Source organism: Spirillospora sp. CA-142024, assembly GCF_050942325.1.
GTDB lineage: Bacteria > Actinomycetota > Actinomycetes > Streptosporangiales > Streptosporangiaceae > Spirillospora.
Window position 1 is genome coordinate 2,372,418 of record NZ_CP192077.1, and the last position, 22,265, is coordinate 2,394,682.

At 72.1% G+C, this 22,265-nt stretch carries 19 protein-coding genes; 13 read left to right on the forward strand and 6 right to left on the reverse strand.

Translation table 11 applies throughout. From position 1 onward, the window contains the following. Positions 1-47: 47 nt before the first annotated feature. The 4 genes from ACQPZP_RS11470 to ACQPZP_RS11485 form a co-directional block, all read right to left on the reverse strand. Positions 48-227 (reverse strand): DUF6104 family protein, encoded by a 180-nt coding sequence (locus ACQPZP_RS11470; protein ID WP_433467727.1) that lies wholly within the window; start codon positions 225-227, stop codon positions 48-50. Positions 228-354: 127 nt separating this feature from the next. Beyond that, complete coding sequence (locus ACQPZP_RS11475; RefSeq protein ID WP_433477614.1) at positions 355-4,077, reverse strand: multifunctional oxoglutarate decarboxylase/oxoglutarate dehydrogenase thiamine pyrophosphate-binding subunit/dihydrolipoyllysine-residue succinyltransferase subunit; 3,723 nt, start codon at positions 4,075-4,077, stop codon at positions 355-357. Positions 4,078-4,272: 195 nt separating this feature from the next. After that, positions 4,273-4,944 carry an AIM24 family protein gene (locus tag ACQPZP_RS11480; RefSeq protein ID WP_433467729.1) on the reverse strand — a complete coding sequence of 224 codons (672 nt, stop codon included), beginning with the start codon at positions 4,942-4,944 and terminating at the stop codon, positions 4,273-4,275. 62 nt (positions 4,945-5,006) lie between these two features. After that, positions 5,007-5,915 (reverse strand): glutathione S-transferase family protein, encoded by a 909-nt coding sequence (locus ACQPZP_RS11485; protein ID WP_433477615.1) that lies wholly within the window; start codon positions 5,913-5,915, stop codon positions 5,007-5,009. A gap of 151 nt (positions 5,916-6,066) precedes the next feature. Between ACQPZP_RS11485 and ACQPZP_RS11490 the strand changes: the two genes are divergently transcribed. Continuing rightward, complete coding sequence (locus ACQPZP_RS11490) at positions 6,067-6,741, forward strand: DedA family protein (RefSeq protein ID WP_433477616.1); 675 nt, start codon at positions 6,067-6,069, stop codon at positions 6,739-6,741. A gap of 112 nt (positions 6,742-6,853) precedes the next feature. On the opposite strand, the gene ACQPZP_RS11495 is transcribed toward ACQPZP_RS11490, so the two are convergent. Continuing rightward, positions 6,854-7,921 carry an NAD(P)H-dependent amine dehydrogenase family protein gene (locus tag ACQPZP_RS11495; protein WP_433477617.1) on the reverse strand — a complete coding sequence of 356 codons (1,068 nt, stop codon included), beginning with the start codon at positions 7,919-7,921 and terminating at the stop codon, positions 6,854-6,856. A gap of 243 nt (positions 7,922-8,164) precedes the next feature. Between ACQPZP_RS11495 and ACQPZP_RS11500 the strand changes: the two genes are divergently transcribed. Together ACQPZP_RS11500 and ACQPZP_RS11505 are read left to right on the forward strand one after the other, a co-directional pair. After that, positions 8,165-9,067, forward strand: coding sequence for an SDR family oxidoreductase (locus ACQPZP_RS11500; RefSeq protein WP_433477618.1), 903 nt, complete (start codon positions 8,165-8,167; stop codon positions 9,065-9,067). Positions 9,068-9,071: 4 nt separating this feature from the next. Continuing rightward, positions 9,072-9,869 carry an enoyl-CoA hydratase/isomerase family protein gene (locus ACQPZP_RS11505; RefSeq protein WP_433477619.1) on the forward strand — a complete coding sequence of 266 codons (798 nt, stop codon included), beginning with the start codon at positions 9,072-9,074 and terminating at the stop codon, positions 9,867-9,869. A gap of 28 nt (positions 9,870-9,897) precedes the next feature. Here the strand turns inward: ACQPZP_RS11505 and ACQPZP_RS11510 are convergent, their stop codons facing one another. Continuing rightward, the gene (locus tag ACQPZP_RS11510) at positions 9,898-10,734 is read right to left on the reverse strand and encodes a sirohydrochlorin chelatase (RefSeq protein ID WP_433477620.1); all 837 of its coding nucleotides are present in this window, start codon (positions 10,732-10,734) and stop codon (positions 9,898-9,900) included. A 352-nt stretch (positions 10,735-11,086) separates the two neighbouring features. Between ACQPZP_RS11510 and ACQPZP_RS11515 the strand changes: the two genes are divergently transcribed. The 10 genes from ACQPZP_RS11515 (at position 11,087) to ACQPZP_RS11560 (ending at position 22,247) form a co-directional block, all read left to right on the forward strand. Continuing rightward, complete coding sequence (locus ACQPZP_RS11515) at positions 11,087-13,642, forward strand: sensor histidine kinase (RefSeq protein ID WP_433477621.1); 2,556 nt, start codon at positions 11,087-11,089, stop codon at positions 13,640-13,642. Next, a complete protein-coding gene (locus ACQPZP_RS11520; protein ID WP_433467737.1) occupies positions 13,639-14,094 on the forward strand; it encodes a roadblock/LC7 domain-containing protein in 456 nt (151 codons plus the stop codon). The genes ACQPZP_RS11515 and ACQPZP_RS11520 overlap by 4 nt, the downstream gene beginning before the upstream one ends. A 3-nt stretch (positions 14,095-14,097) precedes the next feature. After that, positions 14,098-14,478, forward strand: coding sequence for a DUF742 domain-containing protein (locus ACQPZP_RS11525; RefSeq protein WP_433477622.1), 381 nt, complete (start codon positions 14,098-14,100; stop codon positions 14,476-14,478). Beyond that, positions 14,459-15,100 (forward strand): GTP-binding protein, encoded by a 642-nt coding sequence (locus tag ACQPZP_RS11530; protein WP_433477623.1) that lies wholly within the window; start codon positions 14,459-14,461, stop codon positions 15,098-15,100. Before ACQPZP_RS11525 ends, ACQPZP_RS11530 begins: the two co-directional genes overlap by 20 nt. Positions 15,101-15,205: 105 nt before the next feature. Next, positions 15,206-17,860 carry a sensor histidine kinase gene (locus tag ACQPZP_RS11535; RefSeq protein WP_433477624.1) on the forward strand — a complete coding sequence of 885 codons (2,655 nt, stop codon included), beginning with the start codon at positions 15,206-15,208 and terminating at the stop codon, positions 17,858-17,860. Further along, positions 17,857-18,300: a roadblock/LC7 domain-containing protein gene (locus tag ACQPZP_RS11540; RefSeq protein ID WP_433467740.1), complete on the forward strand. Its 444-nt coding sequence runs from the start codon at positions 17,857-17,859 to the stop codon at positions 18,298-18,300. Before ACQPZP_RS11535 ends, ACQPZP_RS11540 begins: the two co-directional genes overlap by 4 nt. Before the next feature lies 1 nt (position 18,301). Beyond that, entirely contained in the window at positions 18,302-18,697 is a 396-nt protein-coding gene (locus ACQPZP_RS11545; protein ID WP_433467741.1) for a DUF742 domain-containing protein, read from the forward strand. Continuing rightward, positions 18,678-19,286: a GTP-binding protein gene (locus ACQPZP_RS11550; protein WP_433477625.1), complete on the forward strand. Its 609-nt coding sequence runs from the start codon at positions 18,678-18,680 to the stop codon at positions 19,284-19,286. Before ACQPZP_RS11545 ends, ACQPZP_RS11550 begins: the two co-directional genes overlap by 20 nt. A gap of 215 nt (positions 19,287-19,501) precedes the next feature. Then, positions 19,502-20,695, forward strand: a complete 1,194-nt coding sequence (locus tag ACQPZP_RS11555) for an ROK family protein (protein ID WP_433477626.1) — start codon at positions 19,502-19,504, stop codon at positions 20,693-20,695. A 28-nt stretch (positions 20,696-20,723) separates the two neighbouring features. Then, entirely contained in the window at positions 20,724-22,247 is a 1,524-nt protein-coding gene (locus ACQPZP_RS11560; RefSeq protein ID WP_433467744.1) for a sugar ABC transporter ATP-binding protein, read from the forward strand. Positions 22,248-22,265 lie beyond the last annotated feature (18 nt).

Below are 22,265 nucleotides of genomic sequence, written 5' to 3' on the forward strand. Positions count from 1 at the left end.
ATGTCGCGTTACTGGGAAGGCGGGACGTGCCGCGCCCGGCCGGCCGGTCACTCGTCCTCCTCGTCGTCGAGGCGGGCGAGCCAGGTGGCGAGGCGCTCGACGGGGGTCTCGAACTCCGGGTTCAGATCGACGAACTCGCGCAGCCGGTCCGCCAGCCAGGTCAGGCTGACCTCCTCGGCGCCGCGCCGGTCCGCCAGCTCCTCGATGCCCCGATCGGTGAAGTACATGGCGTGCTCTCCCCATGGACGCCGAGGGCCCCGGCGCGCAGTGCACACCGGAGCCCTCGGGTTACTCGTACCTGCTCTCCCGGTACTACTTTTCATTCTGGGGGGACGACCCCCCAGACCCCCGGTACTACTTTTGCTCGCCGAACAGACGCGCGAGGAGCGCTTCCGTCTCGGCCTGGTGCAGCTTCGCCGAGCCCACCGCCGGGGACGAGGACGCCGGACGCGACACCCGCGACATCCTCAGGCCCTCGATGTGGTGGGGCAGCTTCAGGGCCATGAACGGCCACGCGCCCATGTTGGCGGGCTCGTCCTGCACCCACACGACCTCGGCGTCCGCCGGATACTTGGCCAGCTCCGCCTTGATCTCGTCGACCGGCGGCGGGTACAGCCGCTCGATCCGGACGACCGCGGTGTCGGTCGCGCCCGCCGCCTGCCGGGCCTTCACCACGTCGTAGTAGATCTTGCCGGTGGTGAGCAGCACCCGCCGCACGCCCGCCGGGTCGATCGCCGGGTCGCTCTCCGGGATGACCGGCTGGAACGCGCCGCCGGTGATCTCCTCGACCGGGGACGTGGCCGCCTTCAGCCGCAGCAGCGACTTCGGCGTGAACACGACCAGCGGCTTGTTCCGGCCCGACAGCACCTGCCAGCGCAGCAGGTGGAAGTAGTTCGCCGGGGTGGTCGGGTAGACCACGGTCATGTTGTCCTGCGCGCACAGCTGCAGGTACCGCTCGATCCGGGCGGACGAGTGGTCCGGGCCCTGGCCCTCGTAGCCGTGCGGCAGCAGCAGCACGACACCGGAGTGCTGGCCCCACTTCTGCTCGCCGGACGAGATGTACTCGTCCACGATCGACTGGGCGCCGTTGGCGAAGTCGCCGAACTGGGCCTCCCAGCAGACCAGCGCGTCCGGGCGGGTCATCGAGTAGCCGTACTCGAAGCCCATCGCCGCGTACTCGCTGAGCAGCGAGTCGTGCACGTAGAACTTCGACACGCCCTGCCCGAACTGCTTGAGCGGCGTGTACTCCTCACCGGTCCTGCGGTCGACGAGCACCGCGTGCCGCTGGCCGAACGTGCCGCGCCGGGTGTCCTGCCCGACGAGCCGCACCGGGTGGCCGTCGATCAGCAGCGAGCCCATCGCCAGCAGCTCGCCGGTCGCCCAGTCGATCGCGTCGTCCTCGATCATCTGGGCGCGGCGCTGCAGGATCGGCTGGAGCCGCGGATGCGGGGTGAAGCCCTCCGGCAGGCTGACCTGGGACTCGATGAGCCGCTTGACGGTCTCCTGCGGGATCGCCGACCCGGCCGAGCCGGCCTTGCCGTGGTCGATCGGGATGCGCTCCTCGACGTCCGGCTTCACGACCGAGCCCGGCTCCAGGGGCTTCTTCACGGCCTCGCGGGTCTCGGTGAAGGCCCGCTCCAGCTGCTCCTGGTAGTCGCGGAGCGCCTGCTCGGCCTCCTCCACCGTGATGTCGCCGCGGCCGATCAGCGCCTCGGTGTACAGCTTGCGGACGGACCGCTTGGCGTCGATCAGGTCGTACATCAGCGGCTGGGTGAACGAGGGGTTCTCGCCCTCGTTGTGGCCCCGCCGCCGGTAGCAGACCATGTCGATGACGACGTCCTTCTTGAACGTCTGCCGGTACTCGAACGCGAGCTGCGCCACCCGGTAGCACGCCTCCGGGTCGTCGCCGTTCACGTGGAAGATCGGCGCCTGGATCATCCGGGCCACGTCCGTCGAGTAGACGCTGGACCGCGAGTACTCGGGGGCGGTGGTGAAGCCCACCTGGTTGTTGATGATCACGTGCACGGTGCCGCCGGTGCGGTAGCCGCGCAGCTGCGACAGGTTCAGGGTCTCGGCCACCACGCCCTGCCCGGCGAACGCGGCGTCGCCGTGCAGCAGCACGGGCAGCACGCTGAAGCCGGCCTCGCCCACGTCCAGCAGGTCCTGCTTGGCGCGGACGACGCCCTCCAGCACCGGGTCGACCGTCTCCAGGTGGGACGGGTTCGCTACCAGCTCGGTGTGGATCTTGGAGCCGTCGCTCGCGACGAAGTCGCCGGACGCGCCGAGGTGGTACTTCACGTCGCCGGAGCCCTGCGCGCTGCGCGGGTCGAGGTTGCCCTCGAACTCGCCGAAGATCTGCCCGTAGGACTTGCCGACGATGTTGGCGAGCACGTTCAGCCGGCCGCGGTGCGCCATGCCGATGACGACCTCGTCCAGGCTCTCCTTCGCCGCGGCCGAGATCACCGCGTCCAGCAGCGGGATGACGGACTCGCCGCCCTCCAGCGAGAACCGCTTCTGCCCGACGAACTTCGTCTGCAGGAACGTCTCGAACGCCTCGGCGCTGTTCAGCCGGCGCAGCACGTGCAGTTGCTCCTCGCGCGACGGCTTGTCGTGCGGGACCTCCACGCGCTTCTGGATCCAGGCGCGCTCCTCCGGGTCCTGCATGTGCATGTACTCGATGCCGACCGTCCGGCAGTACGCCATCCGCAGCACGCCGAGGATGTCGCGCAGCTTCATCGTCGGCTTGCCGCCGAACCCGCCGGTCGCGAACTCGCGCTCCAGGTCCCACAGGGTGAGGCCGTGCTTGAGGATGTCGAGGTCGGGGTGGCGGCGCTGCTTGTACTCCAGCGGGTCGGTGTCGGCCATCAGGTGGCCGCGGACCCGGTAGGCGTGGATCAGCTCGTGCACGCGGGCGACCTTGGCGACGTCGTCCTCGTGGGTGGCGGAGATGTCCTTGACCCAGCGCACCGGCTCGTACGGGATGCGCAGCGCCTCGAAGATCTCGTCGTAGAAGCCGTCCTCGCCGAGGAGCAGCTCGTGGATGCGGCGCAGGAAGTCGCCGGACTGCGCGCCCTGGATGATCCGGTGGTCGTAGGTGGAGGTCAGCGTCATCACCTTGCTGATCCCCATGCGCGACAGCGTCTCGCCGGACGCGCCCGCGAACTCGGCCGGGTACTCCATCGCGCCGACGCCGATGATCGTCCCCTGGCCGGGCATCAGCCGCGGCACCGAGTGGACGGTCCCGATCGTGCCCGGGTTCGTCAGGCTGATCGTGGTGCCCTGGAAGTCCTCGAGGGTGAGCTTGCCGCCCCGGGCCTTGCGGACGATCTCCTCGTAGGCGGCCCAGAACTGGCGGAAGTCCAGCGTCTCGGCGGCCTTGATGCTCGGCACCACCAGCTGCCGCGTGCCGTCGCCCTTGGGCAGGTCGATGGCCAGCCCGAAGTTGACGTGCTCCGGCTTGATCAGCACCGGCTTGCCGTCGACCTCGGTGAAGGCGGCGTTCATCTCCGGCATCGCCGCGAGCGCCTTGACGATCGCGTACCCGATCAGGTGCGTGAACGAGACCTTGCCGCCGCGCCCGCGCTTCAGGTGGTTGTTGATGACGATGCGGTTGTCGATCAGCAGCTTCGCCGGGACGGCGCGCACGCTGGTCGCCGTCGGCACGGCGAGGCTGGCCTCCATGTTGGTGGCCGTCCGGGCCGCGACGCCGCGCAGCCGGACCTCCTCCGCGCCCGCCGGCACGGGCGGCGGGGCCGGCCTGGCCGCCTGCGGCGCCGGGGTCGCGGGCTTCGCGGGCGCCTTCGGCGGCGGCGCCGGGCGCTGCGGTGTCGGCGGAGCGGCCGCGGTGCCGTTCGCGGTCTTCCCGGCCGCGCCATCGGTGGGCGCCTGGGTGGAGGTGGGGGTCACGGGTGCCGGCCGGCTGTCCGGCTGGTAGTCCGCGAAGAAGTTCCACCAGGCTTCGTCAACGGAGTTCGGGTCGTCGAGGTACTTCTGGTACAGCTCGTCGACCAGCCACTCGTTGGCACCGAAATCTGTGATCTTGGGGTCGGCACTTGTTTGCGACGACTCTGTCGACACGGCGGAGATCGCCCTCTTCCGCAGCTCGCAGGTGAGTTTTTAGACGTGGTCAAGGCTACTCGCACTTGCCCTTCGCCCAAGCCAGCACGGCAGGACCCGCCGCCTTCGGCCTCCTCGATTGGCCGAACCTGCCGAAGCCCGGACCGTGGCTTCGGCAGTGTTGGCCAACGACCTCAGTGCGTGTGCGGGCGACCGTCAGTGCGTGTGCGGGGCGACCGTCGGGCCCTCGCTGGCCTGGATGAGGACGAAGCCCTGCCCCTGGTAGGCGAGCTGCATCGCCTCGCCGCTACCGCGTCCGATGAGGGCACTGGCCTTGAAGGTGCGGTTGACGCCGACCTGCAGGCTGGTGCTCCACGCGACGGCGGACTGGCCGTCGGCGAACGTCGGGGCGCGGCCGCAGTCGAGCATGACCGGCGTGCCATGTGTGGTGAGCGCCACCCATCCGGTGCCCTGGAGGGTGGTGTTGAACAGGCCGCCCGCGGCGATGCCCGCGCCCTGGACGCGCTGGATGTCGGACTGCAGGTGCGAGTCGTAGGCGAGGATGTTCTTGCCGTTGACGGTGATCCCCTCGTTCTCCAGGTAGAAGAGGTGGATGTCGTCGGCGTCGTTGGCGGCGAACAGCAGGCCCTGGCCCTTGACGCGCATGAGGGGGACGCCCTCGCCGGTCAGGGCCTTCTTCATGAACTTGCCGATGCCGCCGGCGCCCTCGTAGTCGAACTCCATCTGGCCCTGGAAGGCGACCATGGAGCCCTGCCGGGCGAGGACGTCTCCGTTCAGGTGGACCCTGAGCATCTTGGAGTTCTGGAGTGCGAAGTGGCCGGGGAGCTGCTGGCCCTGTTCGAGGTTGTTGAAGAACTGGCTGCGCATGGTGCGGTCGTGCCTCTCGTGCGGATTACCAAGGATGCGCCAGCATAACGAGGGAGAAGCCGTCAACGTCCCCGGTCATGCCGGGTCGTCCAGTCCACGATCGGTCCCTTGGGGACGACGCCGGACGGGTTGATGTTCCGCTGCGTCACGTAGTAGTGCCGCTTGATGTGGTCGAAGTTCGTCGTCTCTCCGAACGCGGGGATCGAGTACAGGTCGCGGGCGTAGCCCCACAGGTTCGGGTGGTCGGTCAGGCGGCGCAGGTTGCACTTGAAGTGCGAGTAGTACACGGCGTCGAAGCGGGCGAGCGTCGGGTAGAGCCGGACGTCGGCCTCGGTGATCTCGTCGCCGAGCAGATAGCGGCGCGACGAGAGGCGCTCCTCAAGCCGGCCGAACGTGTCGAAGAGGGCGTCGAACGCCTCCTCGTAGGCGTCCTGCGACGTGGCGAACCCGGCCTTGTAGACCCCGTTGTTGACCGTCGTGTAGACGAGGGCGTTCAGCTCGTCGATCTCCGGGCGGAGCGCCTCGGGGTACAGATCGGGCGCGCCGGGGCGGTGATGCGCTGTGAACTCCGTCTCGAACATCGTGGTGATGTTCGGGAAGTCGTTGGTGACGAGGCGCTTCGTCTGGGTGTCCCATATGCACGGAACCGTGTAGCGGCCCTGGAAGGACGGATCGCTGCCCAGATACAGCTCGGAGAGGAAGACGGCGCCGGTGACGGGGTCGCGGTCGGGGAACCGCCAGCCGCGCTCGTCCCGGATGGGGTCGACGACCGCGACGCCGATCGCGTCCTCCAGGCCGAGCAGCCGCCGGACGATCAGCGTCCGGTGCGCCCAGGGGCATGCGTAGGAGACGAGGAGCCGGTACCTGCCGGGCTCGGCGGGCAGGCCGCTCGACCCGTCGGCCGTGATCCGCTCGGTGAACCGGTTGGCCTGCCGCACGAACCGGCCGCCCTCGACCTCCTGCACGCTCATGGTGGACTCCTCCAGAAGTCGATGGGGCCGGCCCGGATTCCCACCCCTGAGACCGATCCGGGGCCGGGAACCTCGCGGCTACCATAACCGTCGGTAGCTAGTGTCAAACGGCCCACGGCCGGGCCACGACCGGACGAGGTGTCGGGGGACCATGCTCGAACAATTCAACGCCCTGGTGGACGGCCTTCCGCCCGCGATGATCTACCTGATCATCGCGGCGCTGGTGTTCGCCGAGGCGGCGCTGTTCGTCGGGTTCGTGTTCCCCGGCGAGACCGCGATCGTGGTCGGCGGCGTCCTCGCCAGCCAGCACGTGCTGTCGCTGCCGCTGCTGCTCGTCATCGCGGTGGTCGCCGCGGTCGCCGGTGACTCGGTCGGCTACGAGATCGGCCGCAAGTACGGGCCGCGGCTGCTGGACGTCGGGATGATGCGAAAACACCGGGCCAAGGTCGCGAGCGCGCAGGACCTGATCCGCCGCCGCGGCGCGTTCGCGGTGTTCATCGGCCGGTTCACCGCGCTGCTGCGGGCGCTCATGCCGGCGCTCGCGGGCAGTTCCCGGCTGCCGTATCCGAAGTTCCTGGTGTTCAACGTGATCGGCGGCGTGACGTGGGTGGTCACGTTCACGCTCGGCGGCTACTTCGCGGGCACGGCGTTCGAGCACGCGGCGAAGCAGGCGGGCCGGGGCCTGGCGATCGGGCTCGCGGCGGCGGCCGTGGTGGGGCTGGCGGTGTGGAGCGTCCGCAAGCACCGCCGGGAGGCCCGCGAGGAGGCAGAGGCAGAGGCGGCGGAGGCCGAACCCGAGGGCGAGCCGGCGCGCACCACCCCGTGACGCCGGCCCGGTTCCCGGAGCGGAGCGCAGGGAGCCGGGCCGGCGAGCCCTTCCGGGGGGTCTGGGGGGTCGTCCCCCCAGAGGAGACCCGCCCGGTTCGGGAGGACACGGTTCAGAGGTGCATGCGGCCGCAGATCATCGGCAGGTCCAGGTACGTCCGGATGCCGGGGTCGGCGGCGCACACGGCCGGGACGGAGTTCAGCGCGTGCGCGGACGCCGCGGAGATCTCGTCGGACACCCACTCCTCGTCCGCGTAGAGGGTGAGGGACGGGCGGCCGTCGATGCGGAGCGAGTACCCGGGCCGCCCCCAGTCGTCCGACATCCGCGCGGCGTTCGCCTTGTGCACGAGCTCGACGGTGATCACGGGGCGGCCGGCCGCGATGCCGCTGAACGTCCAGCGGGAGGCGGCGACGGTGCCGCGCGGGATCGGCCCGGCGGTGGTGACGAGGTCGGTGCCCGCCAGCCGGTGGTCGACGTCCAGGTCGATCTCGTCGAGGTCGACACCGAGCCCGGCGGCGATCAGATGCAGGCTCTCGGCGTAGAGCGTCCGCATCGTGGCGCGGGCCGGCCGCATGGCGCGCAGGTACGCCTCCTCGTCCTTGCCGAAGCCGATCATGTGGTGGATCATCGCCCACGACGGGTGCCGGGCGAAGTCCGTGCACTCCCGGGCGTAGACGTGGGTGATCCGGCGGGACAGCCGCGACAGCACCAGCGGCATCACGTCCGCCATGAAGCCGTGGCTGACGCCGCTGCCGTGCACCGAGACGCCGCCCCGCTTGCACGCCTGCTCCAGCTCGTTCACGAAGAAAGGGCCGTGCGCCCGCGGGTAGACCAGCCCGCTCAGGGAGACCAGGTTCTTGCCGGACGAGAGCAGGGCGCAGAGCGTGTCCAGCTGGGAGAACCGGTCGCGTACCGGGCTCGGGGCGTAGACGACGCAGTCGGCGTCCAGGTCGAGGATCTCGTCGATGTCGCCGGTCGCGGTGATCCCGATCGGGTCGCGGCCCGCGATCGTCCCGGCGTCCGCGCCCACCTTGGCCGGGCTGTGCACCCACACGCCGGCGAGCTCCATGTCGTCCCGGTCCAGGACGCCGCGGATCACGCTGCGGCCCATCGCGCCCGTCGCCCACTGCACCACGCGGTAGCGGCGAGGGCTCGGCGTGGACGCGTCGGCGGGACTCATCGAGACGGGACCTCCGTTGCTCTCACGGCGTCGATGAGTGAGGAGACTACGCGGTGACCCCCCGTGAAATGGGGCATTCAACGCAACTTCCCCCCACGTCCCATCGTACGCAGGACCGCTCGGGGGTCCAGTCCGGGAAACCCCGGGGGTCGCGGCCGAGCGTGATTCGGTTCAGTGGTACCACTGGGTAACCCCCGGATGATTACCTGGGGACGTAGTCGGTGCGATGTGAGGAGACAGCAGATGTCGGAACTGCGCTACGACGGCCGCGTTGCGGTCGTGACCGGGGCGGGCCACGGCCTCGGCCGGCAGCACGCGCTGGAGCTCGCCGCGCGCGGCGCCAAGGTCGTCGTGAACGACCTCGGCGGCGACCGGTCCGGGGTCGGCGCCTCGGCGGGCCCCGCGCAGGAGGTCGTGGACGAGATCGGGAAGAACGGCGGCGAGGCCGTCGCGAACCCCGACAACGTGGCGACCCCCGAGGGCGCGCAGGCGATCATCAAGACCGCGCTGGACGCGTTCGGCAAGGTCGACATCGTCATCAACAACGCGGGCATCCTGCGCGACAAGTCGTTCAAGAACATGAGCACGGACGAGTTCGACGCCGTCATCGCCGTCCACCTGCGCGGTTCGTTCCTGGTGTCCAGCGCCGCGTGGGCGCACCTGCGCGAGCAGGGCTACGGCCGGATCGTGAACACCTCGTCGCCGGCGGGCCTGTTCGGCAACTTCGGCCAGGCCAACTACGCCACGGCCAAGATGGGCCTGGTCGGGTTCACCAAGACCCTCGCCCATGAGGGCGCCAAGTACAACATCAGGGCCAACGCGATCGCCCCTGTCGCGTGGACCCGCATGACCGAGGACCTGCTTCCCGCCGACTTCGCCGGCAGGCTCGGCGTCGACCAGGTCACGCCGCTCGTCGCCTACCTCGTGCACGAGTCCAACGAGGACTCCGGCGAGGTCTACACCGTCGGCGGCGGCCGCATCGCGAAGATCCTCGTGGCGGAGGGGCCGGGCTACGGGCAGCAGGAGACGCTGTCGGTCGAGGACGTGCGGGACAACTGGGCGGCCATCAACGCGGCCGAGCCGCTGACCGTGTTCAGGAACGTGGGCGAGCAGATGGGCCCCCTGATCCAGCAGCTCACCTCCTGAGCCGTTGGCCGGGATCGAGCTCGACCGGCGGGACGGGGTGCTCACCGTCACCCTGTCCCGTCCGGAGCGACTGAACGCCGTCGACGGCGCCCTGACCGAGGAGATGCTGGACGTCCTCAACGGGCTGATGGGCGACCCGTCCACCCGGGTGGTCGTGCTGACCGGCGCGGGCCGCGGGTTCTGCTCGGGCATGGACCTCCAGGCGGGCGACCCGGGCGGCGAGAGCGGCGAGGGCCGCGTCCAGCGGCTCTACCGGGGCATCGCCCGCGGCGGCGAGGTCACCGCGCGGCTGCGGGAGATCCCGCAGCCGGTGATCGCGGCGCTGCACGGACCCGTCGCGGGCATGGGCGTGTCCTGGGCGCTGGCCTGCGACCTGCGGGTCGCCGACCCGACCACCCGGTTCGTGGTGCCGTTCACCGATCTCGGCCTGTCGGCCGGGGACTGCGGCCTGTCCTGGCTGCTGCCCCGGCTGGTCGGCCCGGCCAGGGCGGCCGAGATCTCCTACCGGGCCCAGCGGCTGGACGCGGCGCGCGCCGACGCCCTCGGCCTCATCACCGAGATGACCGCCGAGGGCGGGGACGGGGCGGCCGCCCGGTCCCTCGCCGACGAGCTGCTCACCAAGTCCCCGTACGGGCTGCGCCGCACCAAGGAGCTGCTCAACGCGTCCCTGGACGTCTCCGGCCTGCGCCGCCAGCTCATCGCGGAGACGGCCGTCCAGACCCTCGCCTTCTTCAGCGAGGACCTGGCCGAAGGCATGACGGCCACCCTGCAGAAACGTCCCCCCGAATTCAAGAACCGCTGACCCCGGGGGCGTCCCCGTGGTGGCACCGCTACGCCTGGGGAAGCAGCGCCTCGACGTAGCGGAGGGCGGCTAGGCGGGCCAGGGCCGGGTGGGTGTGCAGGGGGGCCGAGTGGGCGGCGCCCACGGTCGCGGCGGCGGTCGCGACCAGCGCCGCCTCCGGCTCCGGGCCGATCAGGTGCGGAGCGACCGCGATGGAGGTGGCGCCGGTCGCGCGCAGCTGGTCGGCCGCGGCCTTGACGGAGGCCTCGTCGTTCAGCGACGCGGTGAAGACCGGGGCCGCCAGCCGGGACGCCAGGAGCACGCCGGTGACCTCGGCCTGCCGGACGGCCGTCGCGTCCCCGGGCGTGGCCACGATGACGCCGGACGCGGCGGTCACCATCGTCATCAGCCGGATGCGGTCGGCGCGGGCGAGGCCCGCGTCGGCGAGGCGGTCGTGCAGCGCCTCGGCGATGAGCGGGTGCGGGCCGAGCGGCTCGGCGGCGACGGCGCGCACGGGCGCGGCATCGACGGCGGCCCGGACGGCGGCGTCCATCGCCGGGTCGGGGCCGGTGGACAGCGGCACCACCACGGCCGTGGGCTCGTCCTCCTGGTGGCTCAGCCCGGCGAGCACGCCGCCCAGGCTCGCCTCGTCGCCCTCCAGGTGCCCGACGTACGCGGGCTGGCCGGTGTGCTCGATCTCGACGAGCCGGGCGAGTTCGGCGGCGATCTCGGTGCCGGCCTGCCGGGCGGACCCGGGGACGGCGAGGACCAGCGTGGGGGATCCGGGAGGCAGCAGGAAGGACTCGTCGCCGCGGTGCCGGCCGCCGCGGGGGGTGCGGCGCCGTCTGGACGGCAGTGCCTCGGATGCCTGGCTTTCGGGACTCACGGCGGGCATCGTAACGCCCTCCGGCCCGGGAACCGTCCTCCCGGCCCGGCCGTCGTCGTTGCCTGTAGGAATCGCGGATCTCCTTCCCTTGCCGGCCGCGGCGTGAGCGGTGGGGTGAAGAAGCAGAGTATGGTGCAATCTCCCCTGAGGACAGGGGGAATTGAAGCAAATTGTCCGGATTTGCCGCTATCTCCTTGTGTCAGATTGGACAAGATCATCGTGTCGTCGAACATCGCCGCAGGTGGCCAGGAATAGCGGCAATGCGTCCGAAAGCCGCCAAAGGGGTTGCGGGCCCGTCGCAGACGGCCTTTATGATCCCAGGGACCCTCCGTGCCGGAACGTTCGAGGTCACATGAGAACCCCCCGTACGCGCTCGATCCGCTCGAAGGTCACCGCGCTGCTGCTCGTGCCGCTGCTCTCGCTCGTGGCGCTCTGGGGGTACGCCGCGATCGTCACCGGACGCGACGCGCTCGCCCAGCGCCGGTACCACACGCTCGACCGCGAGTTCGCGCCGAGCGGCCAGGGCGTCCTGGTGGAGCTGGGCAAGGAGCGCCAGGCGTCCGCCATGTTCCTCAGCACGCCGCGGTCCACCCCGGGCGGCACCCCCGCCGCCCTGGTCTCGCAGCGCTCGCGCGTCGACGCGGCCGTCGAGAACTTCCGCCGCAAGGCGACGTCGAGCGCGGCGCGCAGCGCCACCAACGCCGAGATGGAGAGCCGCGTCACCGAAGTGCTCCGGGCGCTCGGCGGGCTCGGCGGGCTCCGGGCCGCCGTCGACGCGCGGTCCGTCGACCGGCTCACCGCGATCAACGGCTACGGCACGATGGTCGACGACATGCACCGGCTCTACGACAGCCTCGTGGTCATCGACGACTCCGCGCTCTACAACTGGACGCTGTCCACCCGGCACGCCGGCCGCGCGATGGAGCTGCTGCAGCGCGAGAGCGCGCTGGTCGCGAGCGCGTTCATCACCAAGGGCCGGATGACCCCGGCCGAGCACCGGATGTTCGTGGAGATGGTCGGCGAGCAGCGCTGGCAGTGGATCAAGCAGCGCTCGCTGCTCGACCCCGAGATCTACCGGACCGGCACCGTCCAGGTCTTCGCGTCCGCGCGGTACCAGAGCTTCAAGGCGATGGAGGACCGGATCGCCGACGCCGACCCGCGCAGGCGGCTCCCCGTGGAGGCCGGCGAGTGGCAGCGGACGGCGCAGCCGCTCGTGATGTCGGTCAACGCGATGGTGCTGAGCAACTCCAGGCGCGCCGGTGAGCACGCCGACGAACTCGGCCGGGCGGCCTACGTCCGGCTCGGCGTCGTCGGCGGCCTCGGCCTGCTGGCGGTCCTCGTCTCGGTGCTGCTGACGCTGCGGTTCGCGCGCGGGTTCGTCCGCGAGCTGGTCGGGCTGCGGGGGGCCGCCGAGGAACTGGCCGGTGAGCGGCTGCCCGGCGTGGTCGCCCGGCTGAGCCGCAACGAGAGCGTGGACGTCGCCGCGGAGGCCCCGCCCCTGCACGCCGGCCGCACCACCGAGGTCGCCCGGCTCGCCGAGGCGTTCGCCCAGGTGCAGCGGACCGCGGTCGACGCGGCCGTCGGCCAGGCCGAGCTGCGCGCCGGCGTCAGCCGCATCTTCCTCAACATCGCCCGCCGCAACCAGTCGCTGCTGCACCGCCAGCTGACGATGCTGGACGGCCTGGAGAGCCGCGCCGAGGCCGACGACCTGGAGGACCTCTTCCGGATCGACCACCTCACCACCCGCATGCGGCGGCACGCGGAGAGCCTGATCATCCTGTCCGGCGCGACGCCCGGGCGCGGCTGGCGGCGGCCGGTGCGGTTCACCGACGTGCTGCGCGCCGCCGTCTCGGAGATCGAGGACTACACCCGCGCCACCGTGCTGAGCGACTCCGAGGACGGCCTGGTCGGCGCGGCCGTCGCCGACGTCATCCACCTGCTGGCCGAACTGATCGAGAACGCCGCGGCGTTCTCCCCGCCCAACACCGAGGTGCGGGTCATGGCCGAGCGGGTCGGCATCGGCTTCGCCGTCGAGATCGAGGACCGCGGCCTCGGCGTCAAGCCGGAGCTGCTCGCCGAGGCCAACCGCCGGCTCGCCGAGCCGCCCGAGTACGACCTGGTCGACACCGACCAGCTCGGCCTGTTCGTCGTCGCGCGGCTGGCCGCCCGGCACGACGTCTCGGTGACGCTGCAGCGGTCCCCGTACGGCGGGGTGACGGCGATCGTCCTGCTGCCGCACGAGCTCGTGGTGCCGGCCGAGGAGATGGCCGCGGGGATGCCGCCGCCGGGGTCCGAACCGGACGAGGACCCCGCGCCCGCCGTCGCGTCCCCCCTCGACACCGTGACCGACGGCCTCCCCGGACAGCACGAGGCCGTGCTGCTGCCCGCGCCGGCTCCGGAAGCGGTCGTCCCGCTGCGGAACGCTCCAGGGCACCTGGAGGGGGCCGGCGGCCACCTGGAGGCGCCGCCCGCGCTGCCGGAGCTCACCGGACCCGCCGTGCCGTGGCCCGTCCAGGACGAGCCGGTGCGCGCCCTGCCGCCTCGCTCCGCACCGAACCCCTGGTCGGACGACGCCGTACCTCCGCTGGAGGACGAGCCGACGGAAGAGCAGGTGGTGGCTGTGGACGGTTACGAGAACACCGGCGGGAACGATGACGGCAACGACGACGGCAACACGGCCGAGGACTGGCAGCCCGCCGGAACCTACGCGGGGCTGCCCCGCCGCGTCCGGCAGAAGAACCTGGCCCCGCAACTGCGCAGCACGCCCCCGCCGCCGCCTCGGGCCGGCGGAGCCACGGCCGGGGGTATCGCACGCTCGCCGGAGGAGGCACGCTCTCTGATGGCTTCGATACAGCAGGGATGGCGGCGCGGACGCGCCTCCGAAGTGGGGGATGAGGGAACCCGATGATGCACAACACCGTGACCGGTGAGCTGAACTGGCTGCTCAACGACTTCGCCGAGCGGGTCACGACGGTACGGCAGGCCGTGATCCTCTCGCGCGACGGGCTGGCGGTGGCCGCGTCCAACGAGCTCGCCCGGGAGGACGCCGAGCACCTGTCCGCGCTGGCCTCCGGCGTGCAGAGCCTCGCGCGCGGCGCCGGCCGGCACTTCGCGGGCGGGAACGTCCGGCAGACGATCATCGAGATGGACGCGCTGCTGCTGTTCGTGACGGCCGCGGGCGACGGCACCTGCCTCGCCGTGCTGGCCGAGGCGGAGGCCGACGCCGGCCTCGTCGCCTACGAGATGGCGGTGCTGGTCAAGCGGGTCGGCCAGCACCTGCAGGCGAGCCCGCGGTTCGGTGCCGAGCCGGGCGGCCAGGGCTTCGGCGGCGCCGGGGGGCCGGGGTCGCGGGGCTTCTGACCGATGACCCCGTCGGCAGAGCGGTGGCTGGACCGGGACGCCGGTCCGGTCGTGCGCCCGTACGCGATGACCCGGGGACGGACCCGGCCGGACGGCGCGGGCTTCGAGCTCATCGCGGTGGTCGCGGCCACCGGCGTCCCGGCGGGCGACCGGCTTCGCTACAGCCCGGACCACACGCGTGTGCTGCGCGGCTGCGCGCGGCCCCTGCCGGTCGTCGACCTCGCGGCGGACCTCGGCCTGCCCATCGGCGTCGTCCGGGTCCTGCTCGGCGACCTGCGGGACGAGGGCCTCGTCGCGGTGGTGGCCGAGGCGCGGCCGGCCGAGGGCCGCCGCCCGCCGAAGGGCGTGCTGAGGGAGGTGCTCAATGGTCTCCGCGCACTCTGACGGGCCGCCGGGCCTGGCGGACCGGCCGCTCGTCACGACGAAGATCCTCATCGCGGGCGGGTTCGGCGCCGGGAAGACCACCATGGTGGGCTCGATCAGCGAGATCAGGCCGCTGCACACCGAGGAGCCGCTGACCGACCGCGGCGTCGCGGTCGACGACGTGTCCGGCATCGGCGCCAAGGAGACCACCACCGTCGCCATGGACTTCGGCCGGATCACCCTGTCGGACCAGCTGCTGCTCTACCTGTTCGGCACGCCCGGCCAGGAGCGCTTCTGGTTCATGTGGGACGAGCTCGCCTCCGGCGCGATCGGCGCCGTCGTGCTGGCCGACACCCGCCGGCTGAAGAGCTGCTTTCCCGCGATCGACTACTTCGAGCGCCGCGGCGTGCCGTTCGTCGTGGCCGTGAACTGCTTCGACGGCGTCCGGACCCACCGGGCGCAGGACGTCGCGATCGCGCTCGACCTGGATCCGGACGTCCCGGTGGTGCTGTGCGACGTCCGCCGCCGCGAGTCGTCCAAGGAGGTGCTCGTCGCACTGATGGAGCACGTCCTGACCTGGCCCGACGAAGAGGAGGTGGCGCACGGTGATCAGATGACCGGTCATCGTGAACCCGCGACGTAGTAGGCTCCCGCACACCCCCGTACTCCACGCATCGGGAGGTTTCCCCCGCATGTACCGCCCCCCAATGCCGAAGGCGACGCCATTGAGCAGGGTCCGCCAGCCGTGATGGGCCCGCGTCTCTCCTCCATCCGGGCGAGGATCACCCTGCTGGTCCTCGTGCCGCTGCTGGCGATCGCCTCGCTGTGGGTGTTCGTCACCGGCATCACCTACGGCGACGCGCACCTGCTCCTGCAGAGCCGCAAGTTCCAAGAGAAGACGGTGCTGCCCGCGCAGCGGCTCATCGACGCGGTGCAGAAGGAGCGGCGGCTCTCGACGGCGGAGCTCGGCGGCACCCGCGGCACCGACCTCGGCACGATGCGGACGCAGCGGCAGACCACCGACAAGGCCGCCGAGGCGGTCCGCCAGGGCGCCCAGGACAAGGGGCTGCGCGGCTCGATCCTCCCCGCGACGGTCCGGCGGATCGACGGGCTCGTGCAGAAGGCCGGCAACCTCGAGGCGATCCGCCGCAGCGTGGACGAGCGGGTCGCCGACCGCAGCCACGTGCTCCGCCAGTACGACGAGATCATCGACGCGGCCTTCGCCGTCTACACCTCGGCGACGCCCGGAGACGGGCTCATCGTCGCCGACACCCGCACTCTCATCGCCGTCGGCCGCGCCCGCGAGTTCATGGCCCGCGAGGACGCCCTGCTGACGGGCGCGCTCGCCGCCGGGCACATCACCGCCGCCGAGCGCGGCGATTTCGCGCAGCTCGTCGGGGCGCAGCGGATGCTGTACGCCGACAACGCGCCGAACCTGCCGGACAAGTCCCGCGCCAGCTACCAGCGCCTCATCGCGTCGCCGCAGTTCATCGAGCTCCGCGAGCTGGAGGACCAGGTGATCCATGGCGCGGACGCGCCCCGCACGACCCGCCAGACCGCAGGCGCGAAGACGGGCGCGGGACAGGGCGCCGCCCGCGGCGCCCGCGCCCCGACCGTCGACCCGGCGGTGTGGCGGTCCGTCGCCGACACCGCCAACGGCCGCCTGTACGACTTCGAGAACGAGACCCTCGACGAGGTCATCGGCCACGCCCAGGGCATCGCGATCCGCTCGTTCGCGCGGCTCGGCCTGGCGGGCGGCCTCGGCCTGCTCGCGATCGTGCTGTCCACGCTGATCGCGGTCCGGGTCTCCCGGCGGCTGCTGCGCGAGTGCCGCACGCTCGCCGGCGGCGTCGTGGACTTCACCCGGAAGCGGCTGCCGCTGCTCGCCGAGCAGATCCGCGCCGGGGACCCCGCCGAGCCCGAGCCCGAACCCGGCGTCGAGTACCGGATCACCGAGATCCGGCAGATCGCCGACTCGTTCGACCGCGCCCGCGAGGCCGTGCTGGTGGCCGCGGAGGGCGAGGTCGCGGCGCGGCGCGGCATCAGCGAGGTGTTCGTCAACCTCGCGCGCCGCAACCAGGCGCTGCTGCACCGCCAGCTCAGCCTGCTCGACACGATGGAGCGCCGCACCGAGGACCCGTCCGAGCTGTCCGACCTGTTCCGCCTCGACCACCTCGCGACCCGCATGCGCCGGCACGCCGAGGGCCTGGTCATCCTCGCCGGGAAGACGGCGGGCCGCGGCTGGCGGCGCCCCGTCCCGCTGGTGGACGTGGTGCGCGGCGCGGTCGCCGAGGTCGAGGACTACCCGCGCGTCCGGGTGCAGCCGCTGCCGCGCCTCGCGCTGCTCGGCTCCGCCGTCGCCGACGTCATCCACCTGCTCGCCGAGGTGGTGGAGAACGCCACCACGTTCTCGCCGCCGCAGTCGCCGGTGCGGGTCAGCGGGCAGCCGGTCGCCAGCGGCTTCGCGATCGAGGTCGAGGACCGCGGGCTCGGCATGACCGAGGAGGCGCTGCGCGCCGCCAACGAGCGGCTCGCCAACCCGCCCGAGTTCGACCCGTCCGACAGCGCCCAGCTCGGGCTGTTCGTCGTCGCACGGCTCGCCGAGCGGCACGACATCACCGTCACGCTCCGCCCGTCCCCGTACGGCGGGACGACCGCGATCGCGCTGATCCCGGGCTCGCTCATCGTGGAGAACGCGGAACCGGAGGCGCCGGCGGTGCGCCGCACCACCGGGCCGATGCAGACGGTGTCCGACCCGGCCGCGGCACTTTCGGCGTTCACCCGGCCCGCGATCGAGCCGGACCAGACGGCTATTACGGGGGGTGTGGGGGGTCGTCCACTCACAGGAGACAGGCCTGCTCTTTCGGGGGGTGGTGCTCCCTCAGGTGACCGGACCGACTCGGGCGGGGTCGTGCGGCTCGTCGCCGAGCCGCTCTCGGCCGGATCGGCGCGTCCCGCCGAACCCGCCGAGCCGCCCGCGCCGGAGCCCGAACCCGCGTCCGCCGAGGCGCCCCCGGAGCCCACGCCGCCGCTGAAGGACGGCGAGCTGCCGAAGCGCAGGCGGCAGACGCATCTGGCGCCCCAGCTCAAGCAGCGTGTGGACGCGCACCTCGCCGCGCAGGGGGAGGCCCCGCCCGAACCGCCGCCGGCGCCCGAGCCGGCCGGGATGCCGCTCGCGGCGCCCGTCCCGATGGACGCGGTTCCCGCGGACGCCGCACCGCCCGAGGGCGACGCGGGGACCGTTCCGGGAGACGAGGGACCGGAGGACGGCGAGCCCCGCTCGCCCGAGACGATGCGATCGATGATGTCCGCCATGCAGCGCGGCTGGGAGCGCGGCAGGCAGGACGCCGTCGACGTTGAGACCGCAGGCAACCCAGGTGACCAGGAGGACGACACCCCATGACACATGCCCAGCACTCCGGCGCGGAGTTCCCGGGCGGATCCGGCGGTGAGCTGAACTGGCTGCTGGACAGCCTCGTCCAGCGGGTCGCTCCCGTGCAGAACGCGGTGGTGCTGTCGAGCGACGGGCTGCGGATGGCCGCGTCCAGCGGGCTGTCCGCCGAGGAGTCCGACCACCTGTCCGCCGTGGCCGCGAGCTTCCAGAGCCTCGCGCGCGGTGCGGGGGAGTCGTTCGGCGGCGGCCCCGTCCGGCAGACGATCGTGGAGATGGAGTCGTCGTTCCTGTTCGTCACCGCCGCCGGGCAGGGCGCCTGCCTGGCGGTCCTCGCCGACGCCGACGCCGACCTCGGGATCATCGCCTACGAGATGGCGATGCTGGTCACCCGGGTCGGGCAGCATCTGTCGGCGAACCCGAGGGCCGCAGCCGAGACCGGCGGAGCGTGACATGGGCGGCACGGCCTGGTACGACGACGCGGCGGGCCCCGTCGTGCGCCCGTACGCGCTCACCGGAGGCCGGACGCACTACGACGGCGTGGAGTTCGACCTGGTCGCGCTGATCGCCGTCGCCGAACCACCGGAGGCGGCGGACGACGCCCACGCGCTTCCGGTGAACCCGTGGGCGCCGGAGCCCGAACATGACATGATCCTGGAGCTTTGCCGCACCCCGTTGTCGGTCGCCGAGATAGCGTCGGATCTGGAACTTCCCCTCGGGGTCGTCCGTGTCCTGCTCGGTGACCTGCTCGACCACTCGCTGATACAGGTCCGGCGACCCGCGCCGGTGGCGCAGTTCCCCAGCGAGCGCGTACTCAAGGAAGTGATCGATGGAATCCGTGCGCTCTGACACGGGCCCCCACCAGGGCGACTCGGCGCTGACGGTCAAGATCCTCGTGGCCGGTGGTTTCGGCGTCGGCAAGACCACCCTGGTCAGCGCGGTCAGCGAGATCCGCCCGCTGCGCACCGAGGAGGCGCTGACCGAGAAGAGCATCGGAGTCGACGACACCACGGCCGTCGCCAACAAGACGACGACGACCGTGGCGATGGACTTCGGCCGTATCACCCTGCCCAACGGCCTGGTGCTGTTCGTCTTCGGCACTCCGGGCCAGGACCGGTTCTGGTTCATGTGGGACGAACTGGCCAAGGGCGCGCTCGGCGCGGTCGTCCTCGTCGACACCCGCCGGCTCGCCGACTGCTTCGCCTCGGTCGACTACTTCGAACGCCGCGGCGTCCCGTTCATCATCGGGGTCAACCGGTTCGACGGCGCCGGGCAGCACACGGCCCAGCAGGTCCGCGACGCCCTCGACCTGGCCCCCGACATCCCGGTGATCTCCTGCGACGTGCGCGACCGCGAGGACGCCAAACGCGTCCTCATCACCCTGGTCGAGCACATCATGCGAACCATGAGCAGCGGCCGCCAGCCGGTCAGTTACTGACCGGACCCGCGTCCGCCGGTCTTCACCGACGGCCCCGCGCCGCCGCGCCTCTCGCGCGGCGGCGCGGGGCCGTTGCTCGTCCATCTTTGTCCTCTGAGTGGAGAAAGTTCGAATGATCTAGGGAAAAGGTCTTCTCAAGACGGCGAAAGCCGGTTACGGTCTCGGCATGAGACCGGGGTCACACGGCTCCGGATCGATCCCGAGAGGACGGCGTGATGCGCATGTCGGCTCGTCCGCAGAACGTGCATCAGGCACGCCTGCTGCGGCTGCTGCGTGACGAGGGGCCGCGCTCGCGCGCCGAGCTGGGCGACGTCGTCCGGCTGTCGCGGTCGAAACTGGCCGTCGAACTCGACCGGCTGGTCGAGCTCGGCCTGGTGGAGGGCGCGGGGCTGGCCGCCTCGCGCGGCGGCCGGCGGTCCGGGATCGTCCGGCTGTCGCCGAGCCTGCGGTTCGTGGCGTTCGACATCGGGGCCACCTCGATCGACGTCGCGGTGACCGACGGCGCGCTGGAGGTGCTCGGCCATGTGAGCGAGCAGTGCGACGTCCGCCAGGGGGCGACCGTGGTGCTCGACCGGGCGCTGGACCTGCTCGGCAAGCTGCGCGACGAGGGCCTGATCCCGCAGGTGCACGGGACCGGCATCGGCGTCCCCGGGCCGGTCAGCTTCCGGGACGGCATGCCGGTCGTCCCGCCGATCATGCCGGGCTGGGACCGGTTCCCGGTGCGGGACGCGATCGGGCAGGAGCTCGGCTGCCCGGTGCTCGTCGACAACGACGTGAACCTCATGGCGCTCGGCGAGCTGCACGCGGGGCTCGCACGGTCGGTGGACGACTTCCTGCTGGTCAAGATCGGCACCGGTATCGGCTGCGGCATCGTGGTGGACGGCGCCATCTACCGGGGCGTGTCCGGCAGCGCCGGCGACATCGGGCACATCCGCGTCGACGACGACGGGCCCATCTGCGCCTGCGGCAACGCGGGGTGCCTGGAGGCCTACTTCGGCGGCGCGGCGCTCGCCCGGGACGCCGAGACCGCGGCGCGGTCCGGGGAGTCGGCGCAGCTCGCGGCGCTGCTGGAGACCCACGGGGAGCTGTCGGCCGAGCACGTCGGCGAGGCGGCCGCCGCGGGCGACCCGGTCGCCGTGCAGATCATCCGGGAGGGCGGCCGGCACGTCGGGCAGGTGCTCGCCGGGCTGGTCAGCTTCTTCAACCCCGGCCTCGTCATCATCGCGGGCGGCGTCGCGGGCCTCGGCCACGCGCTGCTCGCCGAGATCCGCAGTGTCGTCTACCGCCGGTCCGCGCCGCTCGCGACCGGCAACCTCCCGATCGTGCTGTCCGAGCTCGCCGGCGCGGCCGGCGTGGTCGGCGGCGCCCGGCTCATCAGCGACCACGTCTTCTCCTTCTCCGCGTCCTGACCTCTTTTCGGCCCCCCGAGGAGGCCCGATGGGCTCGTCCGAACCCGAACCGCTGCTGCGGATGCGCGGCATCGTCAAGCAGTTCCCCGGCGTCCGCGCGCTGGACGGCGTCGACCTCGACGTCCGCCCCGGCGAGGTGCACTGCCTGCTCGGGCAGAACGGCGCCGGCAAGTCGACGCTGATCAAGGTGCTCGCCGGCGCGCACCAGCCGGACGCGGGCGAGATCGTCTTCGCCGGGCGGCCGGTGCGGCTCGCCGGTCCCACCGCCGCGATGCGGGCCGGGATCGCGACCATCTACCAGGAACTCGACCTGGTGGACGGCCTGTCGGTCGCCGAGAACATCTTCCTCGGCCACGAGAAGGCGACCTTCGGCTTCACCCGGCGCGGCGACGCCGAGCGGGCGGCGCGGGAACTGCTCGGCCGCCTCGGGCACGGTGAGATCCCGCCGCGGCGCGAGGTCGGGCGGCTGCCGGCCGCGGGCAAGCAGGTCGTCAGCATGGCCCGGGCGCTGTCGCACGACGCCCGGCTGATCGTGATGGACGAGCCGTCCGCCGCGCTCGCCCACGACGAGGTGGACAACCTCTTCCGCATCATCCGCGAGCTGACCGCCGCCGGCGTCGCGGTCGTCTACATCTCGCACCGGCTGGAGGAGATCCGCCAGATCGGCGACCGGGTCACCGTGCTCAAGGACGGCCGTTCCGTCGCGGGCGGGCTGCCCGCGCAGAGCACTTCGACCGATCAGATCGTGTCCCTGATGACGGGACGCGACGTGGAGTACGTGTTCCCGGAGCGGCCGGAGCCCGCCGACGACCGTCCCGAGGTGCTCCGGGTCGAGAACCTCACGCTGCCCGGCGCGTTCGAGGACGTGTCGCTCACCGTCCGCGCGGGCGAGATCGTCGGCCTCGCCGGGCTCGTCGGCTCCGGGCGCTCGGAGATCCTGGAGACCGTCTACGGCGCGCGGCGTCCCGCGCGGGGGCGGGTGCTCGTCGACGGGCGTCCCGTCCGTCCCGGCGACACGGGCGCGGCGGTGCGGCGCGGCATGGGCATGGCGCCGGAGGAGCGCAAGAGCCAGGCGCTGCTGATGAACGAGACCGTCGCCGGGAACGTCAGCGTCGCCGGGCTGTCCCGGTACGCGTCGTTCGGCTGGCTCAGCCGCCGCCGCGAACTCGCCGACGTGCGCCGCCAGATCCAGGCGCTCGACATCCGCCCGCCCGATCCGAGACGCCCCGTGGTGACGCTGTCGGGCGGCAACCAGCAGAAGGTCGTGCTCGCGCGCTGGCTGCTCGGCGCGGCCGGGCTGCGGCTGCTGATCCTGGACGAGCCGACCCGCGGCGTCGACGTCGGCGCCCGCGCCGAGCTGTACGCGGTGATCCGCGAACTGGCCGGACGCGGGATCGGGGTGCTGCTGGTGTCCAGCGAGGTCCCCGAGGTGCTCGGGCTCGCCGACCGGGTCCTCGTCGTCCGGGAGGGCCGCATCGTGCACACCGGCGACGCCCGCGACCTCGACGAGGGCGCCGTGCTCAACATGATCATGGAAGGGAGTGCCCTGTGACCGACACGTATCACTCCG

Excerpts from the sequence above, each read along its gene's own strand:
- ACQPZP_RS11515 (WP_433477621.1), top strand. The coding sequence starts at position 11,087 with ATGAGAACCCCCCGTACGCGCTCGATCCGCTCGAAGGTCACCGCGCTG.
- ACQPZP_RS11500 (WP_433477618.1), top strand. The coding sequence starts at position 8,165 with ATGTCGGAACTGCGCTACGACGGCCGCGTTGCGGTCGTGACCGGGGCG.
- ACQPZP_RS11555 (WP_433477626.1), top strand. The coding sequence starts at position 19,502 with ATGCGCATGTCGGCTCGTCCGCAGAACGTGCATCAGGCACGCCTGCTG.
- ACQPZP_RS11470 (WP_433467727.1), bottom strand. The coding sequence starts at position 227 with ATGTACTTCACCGATCGGGGCATCGAGGAGCTGGCGGACCGGCGCGGC.
- ACQPZP_RS11495 (WP_433477617.1), bottom strand. The coding sequence starts at position 7,921 with ATGAGTCCCGCCGACGCGTCCACGCCGAGCCCTCGCCGCTACCGCGTG.
- ACQPZP_RS11485 (WP_433477615.1), bottom strand. The coding sequence starts at position 5,915 with ATGAGCGTGCAGGAGGTCGAGGGCGGCCGGTTCGTGCGGCAGGCCAAC.
- ACQPZP_RS11480 (WP_433467729.1), bottom strand. The coding sequence starts at position 4,944 with ATGCGCAGCCAGTTCTTCAACAACCTCGAACAGGGCCAGCAGCTCCCC.
- ACQPZP_RS11545 (WP_433467741.1), top strand. The coding sequence starts at position 18,302 with ATGGGCGGCACGGCCTGGTACGACGACGCGGCGGGCCCCGTCGTGCGC.
- ACQPZP_RS11540 (WP_433467740.1), top strand. The coding sequence starts at position 17,857 with ATGACACATGCCCAGCACTCCGGCGCGGAGTTCCCGGGCGGATCCGGC.
- ACQPZP_RS11535 (WP_433477624.1), top strand. The coding sequence starts at position 15,206 with ATGGGCCCGCGTCTCTCCTCCATCCGGGCGAGGATCACCCTGCTGGTC.
- ACQPZP_RS11490 (WP_433477616.1), top strand. The coding sequence starts at position 6,067 with ATGCTCGAACAATTCAACGCCCTGGTGGACGGCCTTCCGCCCGCGATG.
- ACQPZP_RS11550 (WP_433477625.1), top strand. The coding sequence starts at position 18,678 with ATGGAATCCGTGCGCTCTGACACGGGCCCCCACCAGGGCGACTCGGCG.
- ACQPZP_RS11560 (WP_433467744.1), top strand. The coding sequence starts at position 20,724 with ATGGGCTCGTCCGAACCCGAACCGCTGCTGCGGATGCGCGGCATCGTC.
- ACQPZP_RS11525 (WP_433477622.1), top strand. The coding sequence starts at position 14,098 with ATGACCCCGTCGGCAGAGCGGTGGCTGGACCGGGACGCCGGTCCGGTC.
- ACQPZP_RS11530 (WP_433477623.1), top strand. The coding sequence starts at position 14,459 with ATGGTCTCCGCGCACTCTGACGGGCCGCCGGGCCTGGCGGACCGGCCG.
- ACQPZP_RS11520 (WP_433467737.1), top strand. The coding sequence starts at position 13,639 with ATGATGCACAACACCGTGACCGGTGAGCTGAACTGGCTGCTCAACGAC.